The organism is Thioalkalivibrio versutus (assembly GCF_001999325.1).
GTDB lineage: Bacteria > Pseudomonadota > Gammaproteobacteria > Ectothiorhodospirales > Ectothiorhodospiraceae > Thioalkalivibrio > Thioalkalivibrio versutus.
This window is the reverse complement of sequence record NZ_MVAR01000001.1, coordinates 24,561-48,423: the sequence shown is the minus strand read 5'-3', so window position 1 is coordinate 48,423 and position 23,863 is coordinate 24,561. Positions and strand designations below refer to the sequence as shown.

The 23,863-nt window shown below is 67.3% G+C and carries 20 protein-coding genes; 9 read left to right on the top strand and 11 right to left on the bottom strand.

The window, feature by feature from the left end; genetic code table 11:
- Positions 1-79: 79 nt before the first annotated feature.
- The 3 genes from B0684_RS00200 to wecB form a co-directional block, all read right to left on the bottom strand.
- Entirely contained in the window at positions 80-829 is a 750-nt protein-coding gene (locus B0684_RS00200) for an FkbM family methyltransferase (RefSeq protein WP_233123337.1), read from the bottom strand.
- Between the two features lie 103 nt (positions 830-932).
- Complete coding sequence (locus B0684_RS00195; protein ID WP_026313105.1) at positions 933-1,898, bottom strand: polysaccharide deacetylase family protein; 966 nt, start codon at positions 1,896-1,898, stop codon at positions 933-935.
- A 5-nt stretch (positions 1,899-1,903) separates the two neighbouring features.
- Positions 1,904-3,058 (bottom strand): non-hydrolyzing UDP-N-acetylglucosamine 2-epimerase, encoded by a 1,155-nt coding sequence (gene wecB / locus B0684_RS00190; RefSeq protein WP_018650635.1) that lies wholly within the window; start codon positions 3,056-3,058, stop codon positions 1,904-1,906.
- 560 nt (positions 3,059-3,618) lie between these two features.
- Between wecB and B0684_RS00185 the strand changes: the two genes are divergently transcribed.
- From B0684_RS00185 to B0684_RS00145, 9 genes are all read left to right on the top strand, one after another.
- A complete protein-coding gene (locus tag B0684_RS00185) occupies positions 3,619-4,749 on the top strand; it encodes a right-handed parallel beta-helix repeat-containing protein (protein ID WP_026313104.1) in 1,131 nt (376 codons plus the stop codon).
- Between the two features lie 90 nt (positions 4,750-4,839).
- Positions 4,840-6,129, top strand: coding sequence for a nucleotide sugar dehydrogenase (locus B0684_RS00180; protein ID WP_018650633.1), 1,290 nt, complete (start codon positions 4,840-4,842; stop codon positions 6,127-6,129).
- A gap of 344 nt (positions 6,130-6,473) precedes the next feature.
- Positions 6,474-9,797, top strand: coding sequence for a VanZ family protein (locus B0684_RS00175; protein WP_018650632.1), 3,324 nt, complete (start codon positions 6,474-6,476; stop codon positions 9,795-9,797).
- Between the two features lie 140 nt (positions 9,798-9,937).
- Entirely contained in the window at positions 9,938-10,660 is a 723-nt protein-coding gene (locus tag B0684_RS00170) for a GAF domain-containing protein (protein ID WP_018650631.1), read from the top strand.
- Positions 10,661-10,700: 40 nt separating this feature from the next.
- Positions 10,701-11,435, top strand: coding sequence for a class I SAM-dependent methyltransferase (locus tag B0684_RS00165; protein ID WP_018650630.1), 735 nt, complete (start codon positions 10,701-10,703; stop codon positions 11,433-11,435).
- Between the two features lie 256 nt (positions 11,436-11,691).
- A complete protein-coding gene (locus B0684_RS00160) occupies positions 11,692-12,462 on the top strand; it encodes a hypothetical protein (RefSeq protein WP_018650629.1) in 771 nt (256 codons plus the stop codon).
- A 55-nt stretch (positions 12,463-12,517) separates the two neighbouring features.
- Positions 12,518-12,820: an HPr-rel-A system PqqD family peptide chaperone gene (locus tag B0684_RS00155; RefSeq protein WP_018144789.1), complete on the top strand. Its 303-nt coding sequence runs from the start codon at positions 12,518-12,520 to the stop codon at positions 12,818-12,820.
- Positions 12,817-13,722, top strand: coding sequence for an HprK-related kinase A (locus B0684_RS00150; protein WP_018650628.1), 906 nt, complete (start codon positions 12,817-12,819; stop codon positions 13,720-13,722). The genes B0684_RS00155 and B0684_RS00150 overlap by 4 nt, the downstream gene beginning before the upstream one ends.
- Positions 13,719-14,825 (top strand): nucleotidyltransferase domain-containing protein, encoded by a 1,107-nt coding sequence (locus B0684_RS00145; protein WP_018650627.1) that lies wholly within the window; start codon positions 13,719-13,721, stop codon positions 14,823-14,825. Before B0684_RS00150 ends, B0684_RS00145 begins: the two co-directional genes overlap by 4 nt.
- Positions 14,826-14,843: 18 nt before the next feature.
- Here B0684_RS00145 and B0684_RS00140 read toward each other — a convergent pair whose 3' ends face one another.
- The 8 genes from B0684_RS00140 to ribF form a co-directional block, all read right to left on the bottom strand.
- The gene (locus tag B0684_RS00140) at positions 14,844-15,809 is read right to left on the bottom strand and encodes a hotdog family protein (protein WP_018175580.1); all 966 of its coding nucleotides are present in this window, start codon (positions 15,807-15,809) and stop codon (positions 14,844-14,846) included.
- A 55-nt stretch (positions 15,810-15,864) separates the two neighbouring features.
- Entirely contained in the window at positions 15,865-16,710 is an 846-nt protein-coding gene (locus tag B0684_RS00135) for a S1C family serine protease (protein ID WP_018175581.1), read from the bottom strand.
- 119 nt (positions 16,711-16,829) lie between these two features.
- On the bottom strand, positions 16,830-17,684 hold the full coding sequence (gene purU / locus B0684_RS00130) for a formyltetrahydrofolate deformylase (RefSeq protein ID WP_018650626.1): 855 nt from the start codon (positions 17,682-17,684) through the stop codon (positions 16,830-16,832).
- Between the two features lie 409 nt (positions 17,685-18,093).
- Complete coding sequence (ispH, locus tag B0684_RS00125; RefSeq protein ID WP_018650625.1) at positions 18,094-19,044, bottom strand: 4-hydroxy-3-methylbut-2-enyl diphosphate reductase; 951 nt, start codon at positions 19,042-19,044, stop codon at positions 18,094-18,096.
- Positions 19,045-19,062: 18 nt separating this feature from the next.
- Positions 19,063-19,497, bottom strand: coding sequence for an FKBP-type peptidyl-prolyl cis-trans isomerase (locus tag B0684_RS00120; protein ID WP_018169270.1), 435 nt, complete (start codon positions 19,495-19,497; stop codon positions 19,063-19,065).
- A gap of 12 nt (positions 19,498-19,509) precedes the next feature.
- Entirely contained in the window at positions 19,510-20,013 is a 504-nt protein-coding gene (gene lspA / locus B0684_RS00115) for a signal peptidase II (RefSeq protein WP_018650624.1), read from the bottom strand.
- On the bottom strand, positions 20,013-22,859 hold the full coding sequence (gene ileS, locus B0684_RS00110; RefSeq protein ID WP_018650623.1) for an isoleucine--tRNA ligase: 2,847 nt from the start codon (positions 22,857-22,859) through the stop codon (positions 20,013-20,015). Before ileS ends, lspA begins: the two co-directional genes overlap by 1 nt.
- Positions 22,860-22,892: 33 nt before the next feature.
- Entirely contained in the window at positions 22,893-23,855 is a 963-nt protein-coding gene (gene ribF, locus B0684_RS00105; protein WP_018650622.1) for a bifunctional riboflavin kinase/FAD synthetase, read from the bottom strand.
- Positions 23,856-23,863 lie beyond the last annotated feature (8 nt).

The window sequence follows — 23,863 nt, the reverse complement described above, 5'->3', positions numbered from 1 at the left end:
TCTTGTCACCTTTAGCCCTCCCTTCCGTGTTTCCCACTTCCAGGGCTGTGCGAACGAGTTCTGTTTCGTCCGGCTGGCATCATGAATTCGGCCCTGGTTGCAGGATTCCGGTCAGGTCGCGCCATCCCATGCTGGTCGCGTACCCGGTATCGACCAGGCGTTGCACGGCCTCCCGGGCGGCGGATCCGTTCAGGTTGTAGTGCTCCATCTGGATCAGTCGGGGGCGAAATGCCTGCAGGTCGATGCTCTTCAGGATTTCCAGGTCGAACCCTTCTGTGTCGATGACGAGAAGACTGGCGTCGTGGAGGTCATGAGCCTCAATCAGGCGCTGCAAGGTGCACACTTCGACGGTGATGGGGGCAATGGCCGAGCGATAGCCGTTGCGACGTTTGACACGCTCGAGTTGCTGGCGGTCGAAGGCACTGTACAGGTCGAGGGGTACGCCTTTTTCCTGCCGCTCGGCGAAGACGTACAGGGTCTTCTCTCCTGCTTCGGGGCCCACGGCGCAGTTGGCGAGGGCGATGCCGTCCGTATCGTCGTACAACGCCTTGAGACGTTCGAATGGGCCCGGATTCGGTTCCACCATGAGCCCGCTCAGATGATGCGCGATGATGTGCTTGCGCAGATTGTCGTCCCGCACGCCATCGTTGCTTCCGATCTGGATGAAGCGGGCGGTTGAGCCTTGCGACTGTTGTTCCTTGATGGCGCATTCGATGAGGTCGGGTGCATGGCGCGCCGCGAGGTGGAAGGCCTCGAAGCGTTGCATGCTTTCGTATGTCACCAGGTCGAGGCCCAAGCGGTTGAGCACGGAACGTACAGTGTTTTTCACGTGGCCTCTCACGTTCCGGCTCCCATGAAGTGCAAATCCATACGGCGCCCCTCCGTTTCCGTCTCGCGAGTTCTGTGCTCTAAGGTGATGAATATCATTGGGGTCATGCAGCGCGGCGTTCCCGGGGCTCGGCGAGGTTGCGGGCCAGGCGCAGGCCGAAGCGCAGGGGCGTGCGGTCCCAGGGGGTAAAGCGCGGGAGCTGGAACGGATCGGAAGCCGCGCGCGCGGCGCCGGCGGCGGTGGAGACGGCGGCATCGAAGCCGCACTCGCGCGCGATCTGCACGTGCTCGGCGGCGTAGTCGCGGTCCGGGCGGCCGTTCGGGTAGGCGAACAGGCGCAGCGGGCGGTCCAGCAGCGTCTCCAGATCGGCCTTGCCGCGCTGGATCTCGGCGCGCGCGGTGGTGGCGTCCACCTCGGTGAGGATCGGGTGGGTGGCCGTGTGCCCGCCGATCCCCATGCCCGCTGCTGCCAGTTCGTGGACCTGCGCGCGGGTCATCATCAGGTCGTCTGGAAGCTCCAGCCCGAAGCGCCGGGCAATGGCCTCGGTGCCGGCCGTGCGTTGCTCCGCAGGCTGGTACTTGAACCGGCCGATCAGTTCGCGGATCAACTCCAGCCGGTCGGCGACCGTGTCCAGCTGCCGCTGTCCCAGACCCTCCGGCGTCAGATCGATGGGGCCCGCTGGCAGGCGGCGTACGGTCTCGATCAGGGTATCGTTGAACATGCGCCCGCCGTCGAGATACCCGGTAGCGATGAAGAACGTGGCCGGCACGCCCGCCTCGCGCAGGATCGGCAGGGCGACCTCGGCGTTGTCGGCGTAGCCGTCGTCGAAGGTCACGCTGACCGCGCGGGCGGGCAGGGTGCCGGCCTGCAGGCGGTCCACGGCTTCGTCCAGTGGCAAGGGGCTCATGGAGCGGGCCAGCAGGCGCATCTGCCAGCGAAACTCATCGGCGTGCGGATCGCCGGGCAACAGCGGGTCGGGTGCGGGCAGGACGCGGTGATAGATCAGGATGGACAGCCGCGCGCGGGAGCCGCCGGGCGACATCAGGGACAGCAGCGAGCGCAGCAGCATGCGGGTCAGCCCGTGGCGCGGGCGCGCGGCTCGTGCCCCAGCCATTGGGCGATGACGGAGGCAATGCGCTCGCCGGCGCGGCCATCCCAGTATTGCGGGGCGCGGCCCTGTTTGCCGCCATGGTCCATGACGTCGCGGAAGGCGGCCTGCAGACGCTTCGGGTCGTGTCCGACCAGGACATTGGTGCCCTCGTCGATGGTGATGGGCCGTTCGGTATTCTCCCGCAGGGTGATGCAGGGTACGCCCAGGGCCGTGGTTTCTTCCTGCATGCCGCCGGAGTCGGTGAGCACGACTCGTGCGTCCTTCATCAGGCCCAGCATTTCCAGATAGCCGGCCGGCGGCAGGACCGCGATGGGCGCCTCGCTCAGGTGGTGGTCCAGCCCGGAGGCCTGCAGCCGGTCGCGGGTGCGGGGGTGCAGCGGGAAGACCAGGGGCAGTTCGCGGGCGATAGTCGCGAGAGTGGCGATGAGACGTTCCAGGATCGCCGGGGCGTCGACATTGGAGGGACGGTGCAGGGTCAGCACGCCGTAGGCACCCTCCGGGGCGAAGCGCGCCGGGTCGATACCTGCGGATTGCAGGGATGCGTCCCAGGGCACGGCCCGCTCGAGGTTGTGGAGCTGGGTGTCGATCATCACGTTGCCGACGAAGTGGACGCGCTCGCGCTCGATCCCCTCGCGTGCGAGGTTGTCGATGGCATGGCCTTCGGTGGTGAACAGGAGATCGGAGATCTGGTCGGTCAGAACCCGGTTGATCTCCTCCGGCATGCGTCGATCGTAGCTGCGCAGTCCGGCCTCGACGTGGATCACGCCGATCCCCTTCTTGGCCGCGACCAGGGCACAGGCGATGGTGGAGTTCACGTCGCCCACGACCAGCACGGCCCGCGGGTTCAGCGCGTCCAGCACCGGCTCGAAGCGGCTCATGACCTCGGCGGTCTGTACCGCGTGGGAGGAGGAGCCGACTTCCAGGTTGATGTCCGGGTACGGGATGTTCAGATCGGTGAAGAAGCGCTCGTTCATCGCCGGATCGTAGTGCTGGCCGGTATGCACGAGCTGCGCGGTGATGCCCGCGCCGGCCAGCGCGCGCATCACCGGGCCGATCTTCATGAAATTCGGCCGTGCGCCAACGACGCACACGATGTCGCATTGCTGATGGCTTGTCATGGGCTGTCGAGATGTCCTGTGGGCGCATGGGCGGGGCCCGCTTGCGACGACGCCAACGGGCGCTGCTGGGCATCCGCGATGGGTCCGCGAGGCCCGGTCGGGATCCCTGTTGAATCACTTTATCGTGTCTGCAGAAACATGCTGGGCCTTCGTGAATGGCTCGTTAGATCCGGTGTGGGTGGTAGTGCGTGACAACAGGGTGGCCGGGGGCCATCGTTGAGTTTGGCAAGTGGGTTGGGTAAGCGTTTTCGGCAAGGGAGGCCTCGGTGATGGAACGTTTCGATCGCGGGCTGTGCCGTGCCCTTGGCGGGTTGCTGGCGGCGTGCGTCTTGCTGCAGGGGATACCGGCCGCCATTGCAGATCCAGGCACTTCTCCGGTCACAAGTGAGCCTGGAACAGACCTGCCGGATACGGCCTGGAACGTGGTACGGGCGGGTCCGGAAGATTACCGTGCGCGGGTGGCGTCGCTGGAGCCCGGCGACTGGCTGCAGCTGGCACCGGGCGACTACCCCCAGGCCCTGCGGCTGCATGGCGTGCGCGGAACGCCGGAGCAACCCATCGTGATCAGTGGCCCGGTCGACGGCGAGCCCGCCATCCTGCGCGGGCGGCGTGGGGCGAACACGATCAGTCTGGTGGACGCCGAGCATGTCGTGATCCGGCACCTGACCCTGGATGGTGGTGGCGAACCCGTGGCCGGGGTGGTCGCCGAGGCGCGCGGTGATGGGGTCCATCACGTGATCCTGGAACACCTGACCATCCGTCATTACGACCATTCGCAGGGCAACGCCGGGATCACCACGCGGGCGCCCGCCCGGGACTGGGTGATCCGGCACAACGAGATCCACGATGTGGGGACCGGGATGTATCTGGGACAGCCGGACGGGACCAGCCCGTTTGTCGCTGGCGTGATCGAGCACAATCACGTTCACCGCACCCTGGGGTACAACATCCAGATCAAGCACCAGACGGACCGCGACGGGATCCCGGGGATGCCGGCGGAGCCGCGGGAGACCCGGATTCGCTACAACCTGCTGAGCAAGGCAGAGCGCGCCAGCGACGGGGGGCGGGCGCGGCCCAACCTGCTGGTGGGGCATTTCCCGCCCACCGGGTTGGGGTCGCAGGACCGCTATCGCATCGCGGGGAACCTGCTCTATCAGAATCCGCACGAGCGTCTGTTTCAGGGAGAGGGAAATATCGAGCTCCACGACAACCTGTTCGTGAACGATGCCGGCGACGCGGTACTGGTGCGGCCGCACAATCACCTGCCGCGCGAGACCCGGATCGCGAACAACACGGTCCTGGCGACCGGCTTCGGCATCCGCGTGGACGCACCGGACCGGGCATACGAACAAGAGGTGGCCGGCAACGCCGTGTTTGCCGGGGACCCGCTGCAGCTCTCGGGGGGTATCGCGGGCGGCGAGAACTTCACCGCGGCGCGCGCGGACGCGGCCCGGTATCTGGCGGCACCGGATGCCGGGCAGGATGCGCTGGATCTCTATCCCCGGGAGGGCGCTCTGCACGAGCGTTCTGCCGGCGTGAGTTCGGCCCCGGCCACGGGTGCGGATCGCGACTACAATGGCCGTTTGCGCGAGCAGGCAGTCTGGGGTGCCTATGCCGGGCCGCCGGGGCCCAACCCCGGACGAGCGGACGGTGTCGGGCCGCGTGTCCCGGGCTGTGCACCCTGCCACTGACGGGTTGCGAGCGTCGGTATCGCATACGAAAACGGAGAGGTAACCGGCCGGGCGCCCTCCATTACGATTGGCAACGAGAACGGACATCTTATGCATACGCTTCCCGCGCTGGATGAAGTCACCATCGGAGTAGTTGGTCTGGGGTACGTCGGCCTGCCACTGGCCGTGGAATTCGGCCATCAATGGCCCACCCGCGGGTTCGATATCGACCCGGAGCGGGTGCGGCAGCTGCAGGCTGGAGTGGACCGCACGCGCGAGGTGGAGCCGGAGAAGCTCGCCGCGACCCCGCAGCTGACGTACACCGCCGATCTCGAGACCATGCGCGAATGCAACGTATTCGTGGTGACCGTCCCGACGCCGATCGACCTGCACAAGCGACCGGATCTGGGACCGCTTCTGGGAGCCAGCCGCAGCGTGGGGCAGGTCCTCAAGCCGGGCGACACGGTGATCTACGAATCCACCGTTTACCCGGGCGCGACCGAGGAGGATTGCGTGCCGATCCTCGAGGCGCAGTCCGGGCTGGTGCATAACCGGGACTTCTTCACCGGCTACAGCCCCGAGCGCATCAACCCGGGCGACAAGGAACACGGGGTCACCTCCATCATGAAGGTCACCTCGGGCTCCACCCCTGAGGTGGCCGACTTCGTGGACGGGCTGTATGCGCGGGTGATCACCGCCGGGACGCACAAGGCCGAGAGCATCCGCGTGGCCGAGGCCGCCAAGGTGATCGAGAACACGCAGCGCGACGTGAACATCGCCCTGATCAACGAGCTGGCCCTGCTGTTCGAGCGCCTGGGCCTGGATACCGAGGCGGTACTGAAGGCGGCCGGAACCAAGTGGAACTTCCTGCCCTTCCGGCCGGGCCTGGTGGGCGGACACTGCATTGGCGTGGATCCCTACTACCTGACGCACAAGGCACAGGCGGTGGGCCATCACCCGGAGATGATCCTGGCCGGGCGGCGCGTGAACGATGCCATGGGCGCGCACATCGCGGACAACACGGTGCGCGCCCTGGTGCGCAAGGGCATCAACCCGGTGGGGGCGCGGATCCTGGTGATGGGGCTAACCTTCAAGGAGAACTGCCCGGACCTGCGCAACACCCGGGTGATCGACATCCACGCCACCCTGGCTGGCTACAACGCCGAGGTGACGGTCTTCGACCCCTGGGTGGACCCGGCCGAGGCCGAGCACGAGTACGGCATCACGCCGGTGACCGAGACGCCGGCACCGGGGCAGTTCGATGCAATCATCGTGGCCGTGCCGCACCGCGAATTCCTGCAGATGGGGATCGAGGCCATCCGCGAACTGGCACGGCCCGAGTCGGTAATCTTCGACGTGAAATCGGTATTCCCCCGTACTGCCACGGATCTCCGCCTGTAAGGGGGCGCCGAGCCCATCAGCGTTCGCGTTGATGCCCCCCCAGGTTCCTGATGGGGAAGCTTCGGGACCTGGCGCGGCGCGCACCGTTCCCCTGGGCCCCGGCGCGGCGCACGGATGGCGAACGCCACGCCCGCATAACGCCCGCGCTGTTCATGGGCGCGGCCGGAGCTACAGTGGCGGGACGCTTTCGTCCCGGGAGACGCTGAACCGTGTGTCCGTCCGCGTTGTTGCCCCATGGTTTCCGACGTGCCGCCTGATTGCAGGGGCGTCGCTGCGCCCCATGTGCATTCGGGCGTGACGCGCGCCTGCACCGATTCATGGATCGGCGCTTCCCTGACCCTTCGATGAGCCGGCCGCGCGCCGGTTCGGAACCGCTTTCGCTGCGTACCTGCGCGCTGTGGGCCTGGCTGTCGCTGGGCGCGGCGGTCTACCTGACGCTGCTGCCCTTCGAATTCGGCTCGATGAGCCTGGAGCGTGCCTGGGAGATCTACCGTGGCATGAGCCTGACCGGCCCCGGAACCAGTGGCCGCCAGCAGTTCATGGCCAATGCCCTGATGTTCCTGCCGCTGGGGTTCTTCTGGACCGCATGGCTGACTCATGGTCGCCGCAACCGGCTGCTTGCGGCCGGCGCGTTCGTCTTCGTGGCCGCCCTGGGCCTGGCGGTTACGGCCGGCGTGGAGTTCTTGCAGGTGTGGTTGCCGTACCGGCATCCGGCGGCGGCCGATATCGCCGGAAACTTTTCCGGGGCAGTGGCCGGCTCGCTCGCCTGGCTGGCGTTGCGCGACCCGTTGGCGCGCTGGCGTCGGGTGCTGGAGGGTGCAGGTGCTCAGGCCCTGACCGCCGGGCTGGTGATCTATGCCGCCGCCTATGTGATGGTCGGCTTTGTCCCCTTTGACCTGGTGCTCGCCATGGACGAGCTGCGGGCTCGCCTGGCATCCGATGCCTGGGGCTGGTGGGTCGCTGCCGGGGCCTGCACCAGCGGGATTCGCTGTATCAGCTGGCTGACGCTGGAGGTGGTCGCCAGTATCCCGGTGGGGCTGCTCCTGGCATTGTGGCTGCACCGGCGCGGCGCCTCGCTGCTGGGGGCCGGGATCCCGCTGGCCCTGCTTCTTGCGGGGCTGCTGGAGCTGTTGAATCTCGCCACCCTGTCGGGCATCGCCGAGGGGCGGTCCGTGCTGTTGCGGGCCCTGGGGATGGGCATCGGCCTGGTCCTGTTCCGGAACCTGCCCGCGCATCCCCATGGCGTGATCCGGACGCTGCAGCAGTTCGCCACGCCGATACTCGTGATCGGTGCCGTGTTCTACGCGTTGTTGCTGGTCGCGCTCAACCACGGTTTCGGCCCGTTCCACGCCGATGTGGAAGCGGCCCGAACCCAGTGGGCCGACCTGAACCTGTGGCCGTTCTACTACCACTATCACGTGGACGAGATTCACGCCCTGCGCAGTACGGCGCTGCATCTGGCCATGTATGCACCGCTGGGGTTCCTGGTCTGGTTGTGGCAGCTGCGCCGTCCCCTGCAGCCGTCGGCGCTGAACCTGCTGGCCGTCGTGGCAGGGGTTGTCCTGGCGCTGCTGGTCGAGGCCGCCAAGCTCTTCGTGGACGGCGCGCGCCCGGACCCGGCCAGCCTGGTGCTTGCCGGCCTGGCCGCCTGGGCGATGGCCGCGCTGCTGCAATGGCTGGGTCGTGCCAGTGCCGTGGGGGGCGCACCCGCGGGACGGGCTGCGGCTGAACCACGCGGTCCCCACCCGGAGCCGGCCGGGCCGGGCCCGAATCCGCGCGGTTTTCAGCGCCTGCGCCAGGCGCTTGCCGGCCTGCTGGCGCTGGCGACTCTGTTGCTGGCGGTGACCTGGCCGGTCGTGCCCGTGGCACTGAGCGCCGGGTTGCTGGCCTATGCCGCATTGCTGGCGTGGCGGCCGCAGGGCTGGCTGTTCGTGATCCCCGTGCTGCTGGCCACCCTGGACCTGACGCTCTACCACGGGCGCCTTTTCGTCTCCGAGCTGGACCTGTTCCTGTTGATGACCCTGGCCATGGCCCTCTGGCTCGGGCCGCATGCGCTGCATGCGGGGGCATCGTTGTTGCCGCGCGGCATCCGTTGGGCGCTGGGTCTCCTGGTGGCCTCGACGCTGATCAGCCTGGCGGTTGCCCTGTTCCCGCCCGGCACCTGGAACCCTGGCGAGGCGGTGCATTTTGCCCACCAGTGGAATGCCCTGCGGGTGGCCAAGGGCCTGTTGTGGGCGGTTGTCCTGCTGGCGATGCTGAGGGTTGCGCCTGTCCCGGTGCCGGAGCAGGTGACGCGCTGGTTTCTCCCCGGGGTGGCGCTGGCCCTGCTGGCGCAACTGGCGTTCGTGGTGCGCGAGCGGGTTACCTATCCCGGGCTGCTGAACTTCGATAGTGGCTATCGGCTGTCAGGGCTGTTTTCGGAGATGCAGGCGGGAGGGCCCAGCATCGAGACCTTTCTGGTGCTGGCCTTTCCCCTGGCCCTGATCTGGTGCTGGCGCCAGCGCCTCGGCCTGATGCTCGCCGGCTCGGCCCTGCTGGCGGTCGGGACGGCATACGCCGTGGCGATGACCTATTCGCGCGGCGGTTATCTGGGGTTGGCGGTGGCTGTGGTCGTGCTCGCGGTCGGGGTGCTGCTGGCGGCGTTGCATGGGCGCATGCAGGCTCGGCAGGGGGCACTGGTCGGTGTGCTGTTGCCCGTGGTGGCGATTGCCCTGGTTGCGGGCACCACGTTGGGCGGGTTTGCCGAGCAGCGGATGAGCCACATCGAACGTGACTTCGGAGTCCGCATGGATCACTGGCAGGCCGCCCTCGAACTGCCGGGCGGCGGGCCGCTTTCACCTCTGTTTGGGCGGGGTGTCGGCAGTTTTCCGGAGCACTACCGGACCGGAAACCGGGACGGGCGCTTGCCCGGCAATCTGGCCTTCACCCGCGCGGAGGGTGAGCCGCGCCTGCAAATCGGCGGTGGCGATTCGTTGTTCGTGAATCAGCGGGTGAGCCTGCCCCGCGACGGTCTCTATACCTTGACCGTGGAGGCCGCCAGTGCCCAGCCCACGGGATTTCGAGTCTTCATCTGCGAGAAGCCCATCCGCCATTCCTTCGTTTGTCGCAGCGAAGGCATGCGTCTGGAAGACGGCGGACGTCAGACCTTCCAGTGGACCTTCGATCTGGATCCGATGGAGACACGCCCCTGGCCCATTCAGCGCGGCCTGGTGTTGTCGCTGGGGGTCGATGCGCGCCAGCGGTCTGTCACCGAATTTTACAGCGTGCAGGTTCGGGATTCGGCCGGTCGTGAATACGTCGCCAACGGCGACTTCGAGCATCTGGGCCGTTACTGGTACTTCACCACGGACCATCTGTGGCCGTGGCGGGTCGAGAATCAGTGGCTGGAGATCTATTTCGATCAGGGCTGGCTGGGCCTGCTGGCCTTTGTGTGGCTGACACTGGCGGCCCTGGTCTTGCTGGTGCGGCGTTCGCTGGCGGGCGATGCGGTGGCGCTGGCGTCGACTGCCGCGTTAACAGGGGCGTTGTCGATCGGCGTGTTCAGTACGCTGTTCTACTCCCCGCGGATCGCCCTGTTGTTCTACCTGGTGCTGTTGCTGGGCGTGGCGGCGTCCGCAGCGCCGGCCGCAAAGGGCGTCAGGCAATCCGCGAAGCCCCGAGCAGGTTGAATTTGGGGCAGTCGTGCGGTGCGCGGTCCGGGGCGTTATGGGGCCGTCCGGTCCGCTCGGCTTGTGCCTAACGCTGCCTCGATCCGGCGCCCGGTCGGGCTGTTAAGCTCGCAGGACGAAACCGCGGTGGGGCCGGGGAGATGGGCGAGGCCTTTGATGCATTCGACGAGCGGCTGATGGAGCTGGCTCATTTTGTGGAGGAGGCCGAGTCCCTGGAAAAGGGGTTGGCCGGCCTGGCCGCGCTGGTCAGTCACGCCATGGAGTGCGAGCGCTGTTCGATCATGCTGCTGAAGCCGGACCCGGACGGGGGTGCGGCGCGCTTGCGCGTCCAGGCACATCACGGGTATCTGCCCGATCAGGCCTATGACGTGAGGCAACCGCTTGGCTCGGGAATTTCGGGGCGGGTGGCGAGTGCGCGCAAGGGGCTGCTGATTCGTGACCTGCATGCCTCCGATCTTGCAGCCGAGGCGCGGCGGGCCGAGGGCGCGGGTCCGGTCGACGTGATCGCGGTGCCAGTGATTCTGGAGGGCGATCTGCTGGGCGTGATCAACATCGACAGCCCCGAGGGGCGGGGCCGGCTGACGCAGGAGGATTTGCGCCGGGCGTTGATCCTGGCCCTGGTGGTGGCGAAGTCGGTCCTCGTCCATCGGCTAAAGGGGTTGTTGCGCACGAGTTTTACGCAGATGGCGCTGGCGCGACAGCCGGGGGCGGCAACGGGCCCCATTACTCACGCCCCGGAACGCGTGGCCCGGTTGCTGGCGCGCACGCTGTACGACGAGATGAGCCGGGCCGGATTCTCCCGCGATCATGTGCTGATTGCCGCGACCGAACTCATCGGTCAGGTCAGCGAGGGCCGGGAATGAACCATCACGCGGTCATGGCGATGGCGCAAGGTGCGAACCGGTGAAGGATGCCGGCTTCGAACGCCGCTGGCGCCAGCGCTTCCTGGAGCGCGGGGCGAACCTGGAGGACGATGCCGGGATCGCGGGCTGGACACACAGCGGCCTGCATAGCCGCATCCGGCAGTTCGAGCGGCTGTGGCGGCGCGCCGACCTGGAGCCCGGTCGCTGGCTGGATGTCGGCTGTGGCGCGGGAACCTACACACGGATGCTGCATGCGCAGGGCCATGGGGTCTGGGGGCTGGACTACTCAACGCCCTCCCTGCAGAAGGCGCGGGATCGAAGTGATCCGGCCATTCCCTGGCTGGCGGCGGACATTAATCACCTCCCGCTGGCGGACGCCGCCTTCGACGGGGTGCTCTGCTTCGGCGTCATGCAGGCCTTGTCGGATCCAAAGCCGGCACTTGCCGAGATTCGGCGCGTTCTGCGCCCGGGAGGCGAGGCCTGGGTCGATGCGCTGAACCTGCGTTGCCTGCCCACGGCGGTTCGCGAATGGCGCCGGTGTCGGCGAGGGCGTCCGCCGCATCTGCGCTACGACGACCCTCAGGGTCTTCGCGCGGCGGCGGAGGCCGTGGGTCTGCGGCCCGAGGCGTTGTACTGGCTTCCGTTGGCCCCCGGCCGCCTGGCGCGCTTGCAGCCGCTCCTGGAGAACCGGGGCACCCGGAGTTTCCTGCAGGCGGTGCCGGCCGCCGGGGCGTGGCTGAGTCATTCGTTCATTCTGCGGGTGCGGCGGGTATGAGGGGCGGGCCACTCAGGGCTGTCGGAAAACTTTCCACTCGGCGCCTCCGCGTGCCCCGCGGGCTTTGTGTCGTCGAGGGTCGGAGCCTTTATATCAGTAAGTTACCCGTTATTCAAAAGGCTGGCATCCCGCTTGCTATGTTCCAGGAGAAAGCGTCTGATTGCAGTGTACCCCCCGGATCGCAGCCCATTGCGGCGTGGCCGGGTGCCGTTGCCCGGACGGCGAAATGGCGAGGTTTGACCTGGAGCAGGCAAGCATGAGTGATGAACACGAGCACAACGGAAATCATGGCCCCGAAGACGTAGGCGAGGGCAAGTCCACCGCTCCCGTGGACCCGGACACGGGTTCGTCCGGCCTTCGCAGTCGCAGCCGGCGCCGCCTGACCGCGGCCGGCCTGGGTGGGGCGATGCTGGTGTCGCTCCCGGCCAAGTCGGTCTGGGGCGCTCAGGGTCAGTGCTCGCTGTCGGGCAACATCTTCTCCGCCAACGTCTCCAACATTGACCACGAGTGCACCGCGGGCGATGGCTGTACCTCGGCGTTCTGGAAGGACAACTGGGGTGCCTGGGAGTGCACCGGGTATTCCCCGGGTTCCTGCATTCAGACCAGCGGGACCGACAACAACTGCCAGCGTTTTGACGCCACCGTGGGTACGGGCGGGGCGACCTCCTTCGAGGAGGTCTTCGGTTACAGGCCGGAATGCCTGACCGGCACACCCTCGCTGATGGAGGTGCTCCATGCCTGGGGCGTGTGCAGGGGGTCGCTCGACTGGCATGCAGTGGGTGCCGTTCTGAACGCAGCGTGTACCTCGATCGACTTCGGCGCCTCGGTCGACGAGGTGATCAAGGCCTATTCGATGGCCCGCGAGGATGTGGGCAAGCACTCCGCGGTGACGAACGTCTTCGCCTACATGAACGAGCGCTTCTGCCCGATCAACGGCCTTGGCGACTGCGGAGACGGCTACACGCGCAACGAGGCGGGCGAGTGCGTGGAGGTGCGGACCAACTCGTCCGGCACTCTCAATCGTTGATATCCCGGGGCGCTGCCCACCAGCGCTCCTGGGCCGGTCGGTACACGAGGCCCCATTGTCCGTTTCTGAAGAATCCTTTGCGCTGATCCCGCTGCCCGCCGCTCACGTGCGGGCATGGGGTGAATCGGTGGTTGTCTATGATCAGCGCTGTGGCGAGACGCACGTCCTGCAGCCCCCTCTGATCGACATCTTCCAGGCCCTGCAAGAGGGGCCGATGACGCCGGCCACCCTGTTCGAGTACCTTGAACAGCGATATGACGCCACGGAAGGGGACCTGGAGGATGCGATGCACGCCGGCTTGAGCCAGTTGCGGCAGCATGATCTGATCCGTGTCTCCCCGGAGTCGCGGGACGCGTGATTGCCCATGAAGACCTGAGGGCGGGGTTGCGGGACGCCGGCCTTGCCATCCAGGTGGGGCCCTTCGTGGTCCGCTTGCGTTCGCGGCTGGACCGGGTCGAGCGCTCCGTGGCCCTGTTCTACGACCGGCAACTTTTGCCGGCCGCCAGTACCCCCTTCGCCGATTTCCATGTCACCCTTGCGGCCTCCCCCGGCCTGCGCTCGGTTTGGCGTCCGCAGGCGCGTTTCTTCCTGGATGGTCGCTCGCCCTTCCGCCCCCTGCCGCTGGCGCATGCCTATCCGCTGTTCGAGTGGGGGCTGAACTGGTGCATTGCCCAGCACGCCCATGACTTCCTGATGATCCATGCGGCGGTGCTGGAGCGCGACGGCCGGGCGCTGGTGATGCCGGGTGAGCCCGGGGCGGGAAAGAGCACGCTGACCGCGGCCCTGACCCTGTCGGGCTGGCGGTTGTTGTCGGACGAATTCGCCCTGCTGTCGCTGGCGACCGGCAAGCTGGTCGCGCTGCCGCGTCCGGTCAGCCTGAAGAATGCCGCCATCGACCTGATCCGCGAACGCCATCCGCAGGCGATCATCGGTCCCGCCTCCCACGACACCAGCAAGGGGACCGTGGCACATCTGAAGCCACCGGATTCGAGCATTGAACGGATGCACCAGCAGGCCGGGCCGGCTTGGCTGGTCTTCCCGCGCTTTGCGGCCGGAGGACGTGACCGCCTGCAACCTCTGGAGCGGGCCGAGGCATTGCTGAAGCTGATCGGCTCGTCCTTCAATTACAGCGTGGTGGGCGGAGCGGGTTTCGAGGCAGCTGCCGATCTGATCGAGCAAAGCGCCTGCCTGAATCTGGAGTACGCGGACCTGGATGCCTCCCTGGGGTTGCTGAATGATCTCGCCGGGGGGGCCGCATGACGCGCCCTGTGCTGGAGCAACTGCTCGCGGTCCTCGCCGAGCCGGCAGCCTCCCGCAGTCTTTCGCTGGCGGATTGGGATTGGCTGGTCCGGGTGGCGCGAGTGGCCTCTCTGGAGGGGCGGTTGCATGCCTTGATCAAGGATGCCGGGGCGTTGTCGGATGTGCCTCCGGCGCCCCGGCGACACCTGCACGTCGCGCGGGTCCTGGCGGATCGCCAGCACGCCATGGCTCGCTGGGAGGTGGCACGGATTCACGAGGCCCTGGCGCCGGAGGCGATCCCGGTGATGCTCCTGAAAGGCGCGGCCTACGTGATGGCCGGGCTGCCCAGTGCGCCGGGGCGGCAGTTCTCCGATGTCGACATCCTGGTCCCGCAGGCGCAGATCCAGTCGGCGGAACAGCACCTGTTCGTTCAGGGGTGGGTCTGCGAGGGCTACGACACCTACGACCAGACCTACTATCGCCAGTGGATGCACGAGCTGCCTCCGCTCACGCACATGCGGCGCAAGAGCGTGCTGGATGTGCATCACACCATCCTGCCGCCGACCGCGCGGTTGCATCCCGATCCGGAACTCCTGTGGGCGGCCGCGCTGCCGCTGGATGGCTTTCCCGGAATGTACGTTCCGGGGCCGGCCGACATGGTCCTGCACAGTGCGACGCATCTGTTTCACGATGGCGAACTGGAGAACGGCCTGCGGGACCTGGCGGATATGGATGCGCTACTGCGTCGTTTTGTGGCGGAGGATTCGGACTTCTGGGAACACCTGACGGCGCGCGCCTTCGAGATGGATCTGGCACGCCCGCTCTACTATGCGTTGCGCTATGGTCGCGAGTTCCTGCAGACCCCCGTCCCCGATTCGGCGTTCCGCGCGTTGGCCGCGGCGCGTCCGGCGCCTCCTCTTCTGGCACTGATGGACGGCCTGTTCCGGCGCGGCCTGAAACCGCATCACTGGAGTTGCGACGGCCGGTTGTCCGGCACCGCCCGCTGGTTGTTGTATGTACGCTCGCACTATCTGCGCATGCCCTTGCACTTGCTGGTTCCGCACCTGCTGCGCAAGGCGGCCAAGGACCATCGCAAGGGCAACAGGAACCAGGCCGAGCCCTGATCAGTGTTTCCCTAGGGCTCAGGGGGCTGCGGGGCCGGAAACCATGGCTTCGGAAAGGGCCATCAGGGGTGCGAGAAACAGTTCGCCGCGGAACAGGATGCGCGGGCCTGCCACCAGCCCCATGCACCGATAGCGTAGTTGTGCCATGCCGGAGCCCGCCAGGCCGCGCCCGGCGGTTTCCACTTGCTCCGCGGGGCTCACCAGGATGTGCAGGGCGTCGGCGCTGCGCAGGGCGCGTGCCAGCCGCTGGTCCACGCTGATGTGGTGCGCGGTGTAGACCATGGGGTCGCGGTAGAAATCGTGGCCGTCCGCATCGGCCTTTTCGAGCAGGGCGCAGGAGATTAGCGCGGCGGGAAACATGTCCGGAAAGTTGATGCGATCTTCGAGCTCGTCGAAGTAGTCCGCCTGACGCACGAGTGATCCCGACAGCAGGTTCTTGGCATTGCTGTTGGACATGAACTTGCGCTTGTGGAACCACCCGTTGTCCGCGAGCACGCAGCGATCCTCGAGCTGCTCGAGTCGGACATCCGCGGGCAGCGGCAATGACTCGCCAGGCAACGCCTGGGGTGTCAGGGAGTCGCGTACATGGCCGAGCAGCACCAGTCCGCTGCCTTTGCGCATCGCGATTCGATTGGATACCTGCGGCTGTCCCGACGCATCCGTGCCCCGGAGGGTGGGTTTGACGACGGTGGTGAACGGCTCGTCCACGCGCAGGGCGCCGGCGAACGTGAATTGGTAGTTGCGGAACGGGAGTTGCGAGGTGCTTCCGGCATCGCCCTCGGCGATCCGCATCCGGGTGACCAGGGCCTCTGCCAGACACTCCAGCTGAAAGCCCAGCACGATCGGTCCGCCAAACGGATTGCCGCGGATGCGCGTCCACTTGTCGCCGTCATGGAATGGGTTGAAGTCGTCCGTGGCGTTGCGCGCCACATCGATGTGGATCTGGCGGTAAACGCAGCGACTATCGGACGATGAGGCCGCCATGGGTGTGCCTTTGTCCGGCTCGGACTTGCCGTGAGGGGAGGGGGTGCGGATCGGCCTACTCCTGGTAGCCGGCCAGCAGCGGGCGGATCCGGTCGGCCGGGACCGCGTAACTGATCCCGCTGGGCCGGCTTACTGCGGCCTCGCGCCCGCCCTGGACGAAGACCTGGTTGATTACGCCGACGACTTCGCCATTGTCGATGCGATAGAGGGGGCTGCCGCTGTTACCGGGGTAGGCGGTGGCATCCAGCTGAAACACCATCGGCGCGCCGGCGCGCAGTTGCCGGATGTGAGCCTCGCTCAGTTCTCTCGAGCGGCGGGCGGTGATCGCCATGGGGGTGCGTGCGGCCACGTTGGCACGATGGGTCGCGGGGTAGATGCCCAGGATCATGCCGATCGGATAGCCCGTAAAGGCCAGCTGCTCGCCCGCGCGCACGGCGTCCGACGATCCCAGTCGCAAGGGGGGCAGTGGAGGGCCGGCGATCCGCAACAGGGCCAGGTCGTCGTTCGCCGAATGGGCCACAAGCTCCGCGCTGTGGATGGAGGTGTCGCGACCTTCGCCGCTGACTACCACGAGTTGCTCGCGGTTTGCATGATCCAGTGATTCCGGGATCACATGGTGATTCGTAACGATGAGGCGCCCGTCGCCGACCGCAAATCCGGTTGCGAGGTAATTGGCTCGCGGGCTGCGCGACGGCTGGTGGGTCGCGATACTGACTACCGAGGGCTTGATGCGCTCGATCGTGTCCGGCAGCCCGTCGGCGGCAGCCGGGCGCTGGGTAACCAGCAGGGCCAGAAGGCTCGCCGTGGCCAGCACCTTCAGCGTCTTCCTCGCGCGCTGCCAGGTGTCTGCCGAAAAGCCCCGGAAGAAGAGGGCGGATCGCTTGCTCGTCGTGCTGTCCATGGGCCATCCCCGCCAGTCGATGGTTCGAGTCTAGGTCAGGCGGTTCCGGCCGTGGTGGTGATGCGTTAGGCGAAGGGGGTCATGGCCAGTGGGCGCTTTAACGCCGCGTCGACACCCCGTCAGTTGAAGACGATGGTCTTGTTGCCGTGAGTGAGGACGCGGCCCTCGAGGTGGTAGCGCAGGCCGCGCGCGAGGACCCAGCGTTCGACGTCGCGGCCCTTGCGGATCAGGTCCTGCACGCCGTCGTCGTGGCGGATGCGGGTGACGTCCTGCTCGATGATCGGGCCGGCGTCGAGGTCCTCGGTGACGTAGTGGCAGGTGGCGCCGATCAGCTTCACGCCGCGGGCGAAGGCCTGGTGGTAGGGGCGGGCACCGACGAACGACGGCAGGAAGCTGTGGTGGATGTTGAGGATACGCTCGGGGTATTCGTCGCAGAGCGTGGGCGGCAGGATCTGCATGTAGCGCGCCAGCACGATGGCATCGGGCGCGAGTTCGGCCAGGCGATCCTGCAGGGTGGCGAACGCCGCCTCGCGGTCGTCGCGCGGCACCGGGATGTGCTCGAACGGGATGCCGTAGCACTTGGCCAGCGGTTCCAGATCGCGGTGGTTGGAGAGGATCGCGGGGATCTCCATCGGCAGTTCGTCGTTGCTCCAGCGGGCCAGCAGGTCGCTGAGACAGTGCGGTTCGCGCGAGACCATCAGGACCACGCGCGGGCGGGTGTCGGCCCCCGCCAGCCACCAGTCCATGCCAAGATCGAGGTCCAGTTCATCCAGCCGTTCACGCAGGGCGGGCTCGGCGTCCACGGGCAATGAGAATACCCAGCGCATGAAGAACCAGCCGGCCTCGGCATCGGTGTGCTGGGCCGCCTCGGTGATCCAGCCATCGGTATTCGCGATTGCGTTGGCAATGCGTGCGACGATTCCGTGCTGATCGGGGCAGCGGATACTCAGCCGAAAACGGGGTCGATCATCCATGTCGTTTAAGTATCCCGAATAAGGTCAAGGGCGGGTTTCACCACGAAGCGCGCAAAGGCGCGGAGAAGGTCATGGGCATTTTTACCACAGAGGGCACCGCCCCAAGCGAAGCCATCCCGGAAACCGCGCAGCGGTATCCGGGATCTCCCGGGGTTGGCGATGCGTCGGTGGCAGCCTTGGAAGATCCCGGCTCTCCGTTGCGCTGCGGCCGGGATGACGAGATTCTGCTACGCATCGGGTTTGGGCCTTTCAAAAGGATCGATGCGATTCGCGGCGCTCATCAGCTTCCTGCCCGCCACAAAGCCATCCCTGGTTTTCTCCGTGACCTCGGTGGTTCATTCGCCTTGCCCTCTTCATCTCTTCGTTCGTTTCGTGGTGAACAAATCGGCGCAAGGAAGGACGGGGCGGGTCAGGCAGATTCGCGGCGCAGGCCGGTGGGGATGGAGAAGGTGATGGTCTCTTCACGGCCGGCGAGTTCGGAGACGGCGTCGACGCCGTGTCCGCGCAGGAAGTCGAGCACCTCGTTGACCAGGACCTCCGGGGCCGAGGCGCCGGCGGTGACGCCAATGCGGCTCTTGCCCTCGAGCCAGGCCGGGTCGATGTCGGCTGCGCCGTCCACCAGATAGGACTCCACGCCCATGCGTGCGCCGATCTCGCTCAGGCGGTTGGAGTTCGAGCTGTTCTTCGACCCGACCACCAGTAGCAGGTCGCATTGCTTCGCCAGGTCCTTCACCGCGTCCTGGCGGTTCTGGGTGGCGTAGCAGATGTCCATCTTGCGCGGGCCTTCGATCTTCGGGAAGCGCCCGGTCAGGGCGTCGATGATCCCGGCGGTGTCGTCCATCGACAGCGTGGTCTGGGACACGAAGGCAAGCCGGTCGGGGTTGGCAACCTCCAGGTTCTCGACGTCCGCGATGGTCTCGACCAGCATCATGCTCCCGCCCCGGGAATCATCGAACTGGCCCAGGGTGCCCTCGACCTCGGGGTGCCCGGCGTGGCCGATCAGCACCACCTCGCGGCCCTCGCGGGCGTAGCGCGCTACCTCCAGATGCACCTTGGTGACCAGCGGGCAGGTGGCGTCGAACACCGTCAGGCCGCGTTGTTCGGCCTCCTGCTGCACACGCTTGGGCACGCCGTGGGCGGAGAAGATCACCACCTGGCCGTCGGGGACCTCGTCCAGCTCGTCGACGAAGCGCACGCCGGCATCCGTCAGACGCCCGACCACGTGCCGGTTGTGCACCACTTCATGGCGGACGTACAGCGGCGCGCCGTAGATCTCCAGGGCGCGTTCCACGATCTCGATGGCGCGTTCCACCCCGGCGCAGAAACCGCGCGGATTGGCGAGCTGGGCCTGCGTGCTCATAGGAGACTCTCCTGCGACCTATTGCGGTTCACTTACCGATAGCACATCCACCTCGAAGGTGAAGTTCTGCCCCGCCAGCGGGTGGTTGAAATCCACCGTCACGGTGTCGTCCTCTACCGCTTCGATGCGGCCGGGTACGGCATCGCCGGCCGGGCTGTTGAACTCGTAGATGTAGTCCACTTCCAGCGGCAGGTCGGCCGGGAACTGCGAGCGCGGCATCTGCTGTACCGCCGCCTGGTCCCGAAACGGGAACATGACGCCGGCCTCGATCGCAAATTCCCGGTGGTCGCCCGCGATCAGGCCGACCAGCAGATCCTCCAGCCCGGGCAGGATTTCGCCGGAACCGATCTCCAGGGTGATGGGTTCTTCGCCCGTCCCGTCCACGACAAAGCCGTTTTCCAGGATCAGGCGGTAGTGCATCTCGATGTGCGCGCCCTTGGTGGCCGTGGTCATGTGTGCTCCCGACTAGTCTGTGTTGCCCGAGTGGCTGCGATCGCCCTCGATGAAGGTCGCGACGATCAGCGTGATCGCCCCTACAACAATGGCCATGTCCGCCACGTTGAAGGCCGGCCAGTGATAGCCCGCCCAGTGAAAGTCCAGAAAATCCACCACCGCGCCGTAGCGCACGCGGTCGATCAGGTTGCCGATGGCGCCGCCCAGCACCAGGCCCAGGGCGGTCACCGACCACCAGGCCTGGCGCGGCAGGCGGGCCAGCCAGACGAGGATCAGAAGCCCGATCGCCACGGCAATGCCGGTCAGCAGCCAGCGGCCCCAGTCCCCGGCCCCGGCCAGAAAGCTGAAGGCCGCACCCGGGTTGTACACCAGCGACAGGTTGAAGAAGCTCGTGACCTCGACCGGCGCGAACAGCGTCAGCGCATGCTCCGCCCAGACCTTGGTGACCTGGTCGGCCAGCACGATGGCCACCGCGATCAGCAGCCCCGGGCCGAGGCCGGACCCCCGCAAGCCCATCAAGCGAAACGCCGGGTCTCGCCCGGGCCGTCCACGTTACTGACGCAGCGCCCGCACAGTTCCGGATGCTGGGTGTGTTGACCGACGTCCGGGCGGCGGTGCCAGCAGCGGGCGCACTTGGGCTGTTCGCTCTTGTGCACCGCCACGCCCAGCGGCGTCCCGTCGCCGAGTTCCGCGGCATGCGCAGCTTCCGGTGCGGCGCCTTCGGCGAGGCGTGTCTCGGAGGTGATCAGCACGAAGCGCAATTCGTCTCCGAGGCGTTCCAGCAGGCTGCGGGCACTCGAGTCGGCCGGCAGGTGCAGGTCGATCTCGGCATTCAGCGAGGCGCCGATGCCCTGCTCGTTGCGCGCCAGTTCCAGGGCGCGGGCGACATGGGTGCGCACCTCCAGGATGCGGTCCCAGTCGCCATCGGAGAACGTGGCGTCTTCCGGCAGGGGCGCCAGCCCCTCGTACCAGGTGGCGAACAGCACGCTGTCCGGACGCTCGCCGGGCAGCAGTTCCCAGATCTCCTCGGCGGTGAAGGTCAGGATCGGGGCCACCCAGCGGGTCAGGGCCTCGGCTACGTGATACAGCGCGGTCTGTGCCGAGCGGCGGGCGTGCGAGTCTGCCTGGGTGGTGTACTGACGATCCTTGATCACGTCCAGGTAGAAACTGCCCAGCTCCACCGAGCAGAAGTTGTGTACCCGCTGGTAGATCTGGTGGAACTGGTAGCCGTCGTAGGCCTGCGTGACCTGGCCCTGTACCTGCAGTGCGCGGGCGACGATCCAGCGATCCAGTGGCAGTAGATCCTCCAGCGGCAGGGCGTGTTCGGCCGGCTCGAAGCCGTTCAGGTTGCCCAGCAGGAAGCGCGTAGTGTTGCGGATGCGGCGATAGGCATCGGCGGTGCGGTCGAGGATGTCCTTGGAGATCGCCATCTCGCCGGAGAAGTCGGTCGCCGCGACCCACAGGCGCAGGATGTCCGCCCCCAGGGTGGAGACCACCTCTTGTGGCGCGACCACGTTGCCGCGCGACTTGGACATCTTCTCGCCCTTCTCGTCCACCGTGAAGCCGTGGGTCAGCACCGCCTTGTAGGGCGCCTCGCCACGCATGGCCACGCTGGTCAGCAGGCTGGACTGGAACCAGCCGCGGTGCTGGTCCGAGCCCTCCAGGAACAGGTCCACCGGCAGCTCGCCCAGTTCCGGGCGTTTCTCCACGACCGTGGAGTGCAGCACGCCGGAGTCGAACCAGACGTCCAGCGTGTCGTTGAGCTTCACGTAGTCGTCGGCCTTCTCGCCCAGCAATTCCTGCGGATCCAGCTGGAACCAGGCCTCGATACCGTCGCGCTCGATGCGCTGTGCGATGGTCTCGATCAGCTCCGCGGTATGCGGATGCAGGCGGTTGGTTTCCTTGTGCACGAAGAACGGGATCGGCACGCCCCAGTTGCGCTGGCGCGAGATGCACCAGTCCGGGCGGTTGACCACCATCCCGTGGATCCGGGCTTGGCCCCAGCTCGGCATCCACTCCGTGTCGGCGATGGCCTTCAGGGCATCGGCGCGCAGCTCGGCGCGGTCCATGCTGATGAACCATTGCGGCGTCGCGCGGAAGATGATCGGGGTCTTGTGGCGCCAGCAATGCGGATAGCTGTGCTCGAACTTTACCGCCACGATCAGCGCGGCGTGCTCCTTCAGCACGTCGATCACGTGGCCGTTGGCCTGGTGCACGTTCTCGCCGGCGAAGTGCGGGGTGTCGGGCAGGAAGCGGCCATCCGGGCCCACCGGGTTTTCCACCGGCAGGCTGTACTGCAGCCCGACCGCGTAGTCCTCCTGGCCGTGGCCGGGGGCGGTGTGGACCGCACCGGTACCGGTCTCGGTGGTCACGTGATCGCCGAGGATCAACGGCACGTCGCGCTCCAGGAACGGGTGGCGCAGCATCAGGCCTTCCAGTGCCTGACCCTTGGTGCGTGCCACGATGTGGCCTTCGCCCAGGGAGTAGCGCGCCAGGCAGTCCTCGACCAGGTCCTCCGCCAGCAGGATGCGCTCGTGTTCCAGCTCCACCAGGGCGTAGTCCAGTTCCGGGTGCAGGGCGACCGCCTGGTTGGCCGGCAGGGTCCAGGGGGTGGTGGTCCAGATCACCACGCTGATCGGGCCGCGCGAGCCGTCGATGCCGTCGAAGCGGCGCAGGAAGTCGATGTCGTCGACCACGCGAAAGCGTACGTCGATCGCCTGCGAGAACTTGTCCTCGTACTCGACCTCGGCCTCGGCCAGGGCCGAGCCGCAGTCCACACACCAGTGGACCGGCTTCTCGCCCATCTGCACGTGGCCGCGCTTGAAGATGGTGCCCAGCGCGCGGACGGTGTCCGCCTCCACCTGGTAGTTCATGGTCAGGTAGGGGTTGTCCCAGTCTCCCAATACGCCCAGACGCTGGAAGTCCGCGCTCTGGCCGTCCACCTGCTCCTGGGCGTATTCGCGACAGGCCTTGCGGAAGGTCGCGGCGTCCACGTCGCGCCCGGCCTTGCCCAGCTTCTGTTCCACCTTCAGCTCGATCGGCAGGCCGTGGCAGTCCCAGCCCGGCACGTAGGGGGCGTCGAAGCCGGCCAGCGTGCGGCTCTTCACGATCACGTCCTTGAGGATCTTGTTGACCGCGTGGCCGACGTGGATCGAGCCGTTCGCATACGGAGGGCCGTCGGCCAGCACGAAGCGCGGCCGCCCGGCGCAGTATTCGCGCAGGCGCTGGTAGCGGTCCTCGGCTTTCCAGGCCTCCAGCCACTCCGGCTCCCGCGTCGCCAGGCCGGCGCGCATGGGGAAGGCCGTCTCGGGCAGGTTGAGGGTGTCCTTGTAGGGGTTCGGCGGTGCCGGTTTGCGTGCCATTAGCGAGTTCCGGATCGGCCCTGCGGGCCGGTTTCAGTCGTGTGCGGAGAGTTGCGTGCGGGCGGTTTCGACGTCACGCGCGATCTGCGCGCGCAGCGCCTCCAGTCCCTCGAAGCGTTGTTCGCCGCGCACCTGCGCGACGGGTTCAAAACAGACGGCCTCGCCGTACAGGTCGGGCTGGCCCTCGAGTACGTGGGCCTCCAGACGCTGTTCGGTGCCACCCACCGTCGGACGCCAGCCGATGTTGGCGACGGCGGGCAGGGCCTCGCCGGAGGCCCGGCGCAGCCAGCCGGAGTACACCCCGCGCAGTGCCAGCGGCCATGGCCCCAGGCGCAGGTTCGCGGTGGGAAAGCCGATGGTGCGCCCGCGCTTGTCGCCGTGTGCAACCCGGCCGTGCAGCCGGTAGGGCCGCCCCAGGAGCTCCGCCACGCGGGCGAAGTCGCCGGCGACGGCGGCGGCACGCACCCGCGTGCTGCTGATGCGCCCCTCGGCGTCACGCACCGTCGGGGTGGATTCGACGGTGAAGCCAAGACGTTTGCCGGCCGTCTGCAGGGCCGACTGATCGCCCTCGCGTCCGCGTCCGAAACGGAAGTCGTCGCCCACCAGCACATGGCGGGCGCCCAGACGGCGATGCAGGACCTCCTCCATGAAGGCCGTGGCCGAAAGCCCCGCCAGCTGCGCGTCGAAACGCAGGACCCAGGCTGCGCCGAGGGCGCTGTCGCCCAGCGTCACCAGGCGATCGCGCAGCCGCTGCAGGCGGCCGGGTGGCGCGGGGGCCTGGGAGCGTGCGGCGAAGTACTCGCGTGGCAACGGCTCGAAGGTCATCAGGAGCGCCGGCGCCTGGCGATCCTGCGCCGCCTCGAGTAGCCGTCCCAGAACAGCCTGATGACCACGATGCAGACCATCAAAGTTGCCAATGGTCACCACCGCGCCATGCATGCCGGCTGCCTCGAACGCCTTGCTGTCGGCCGGCCCCAGGCCGCGAATCAGCCGCATCGCCCCGA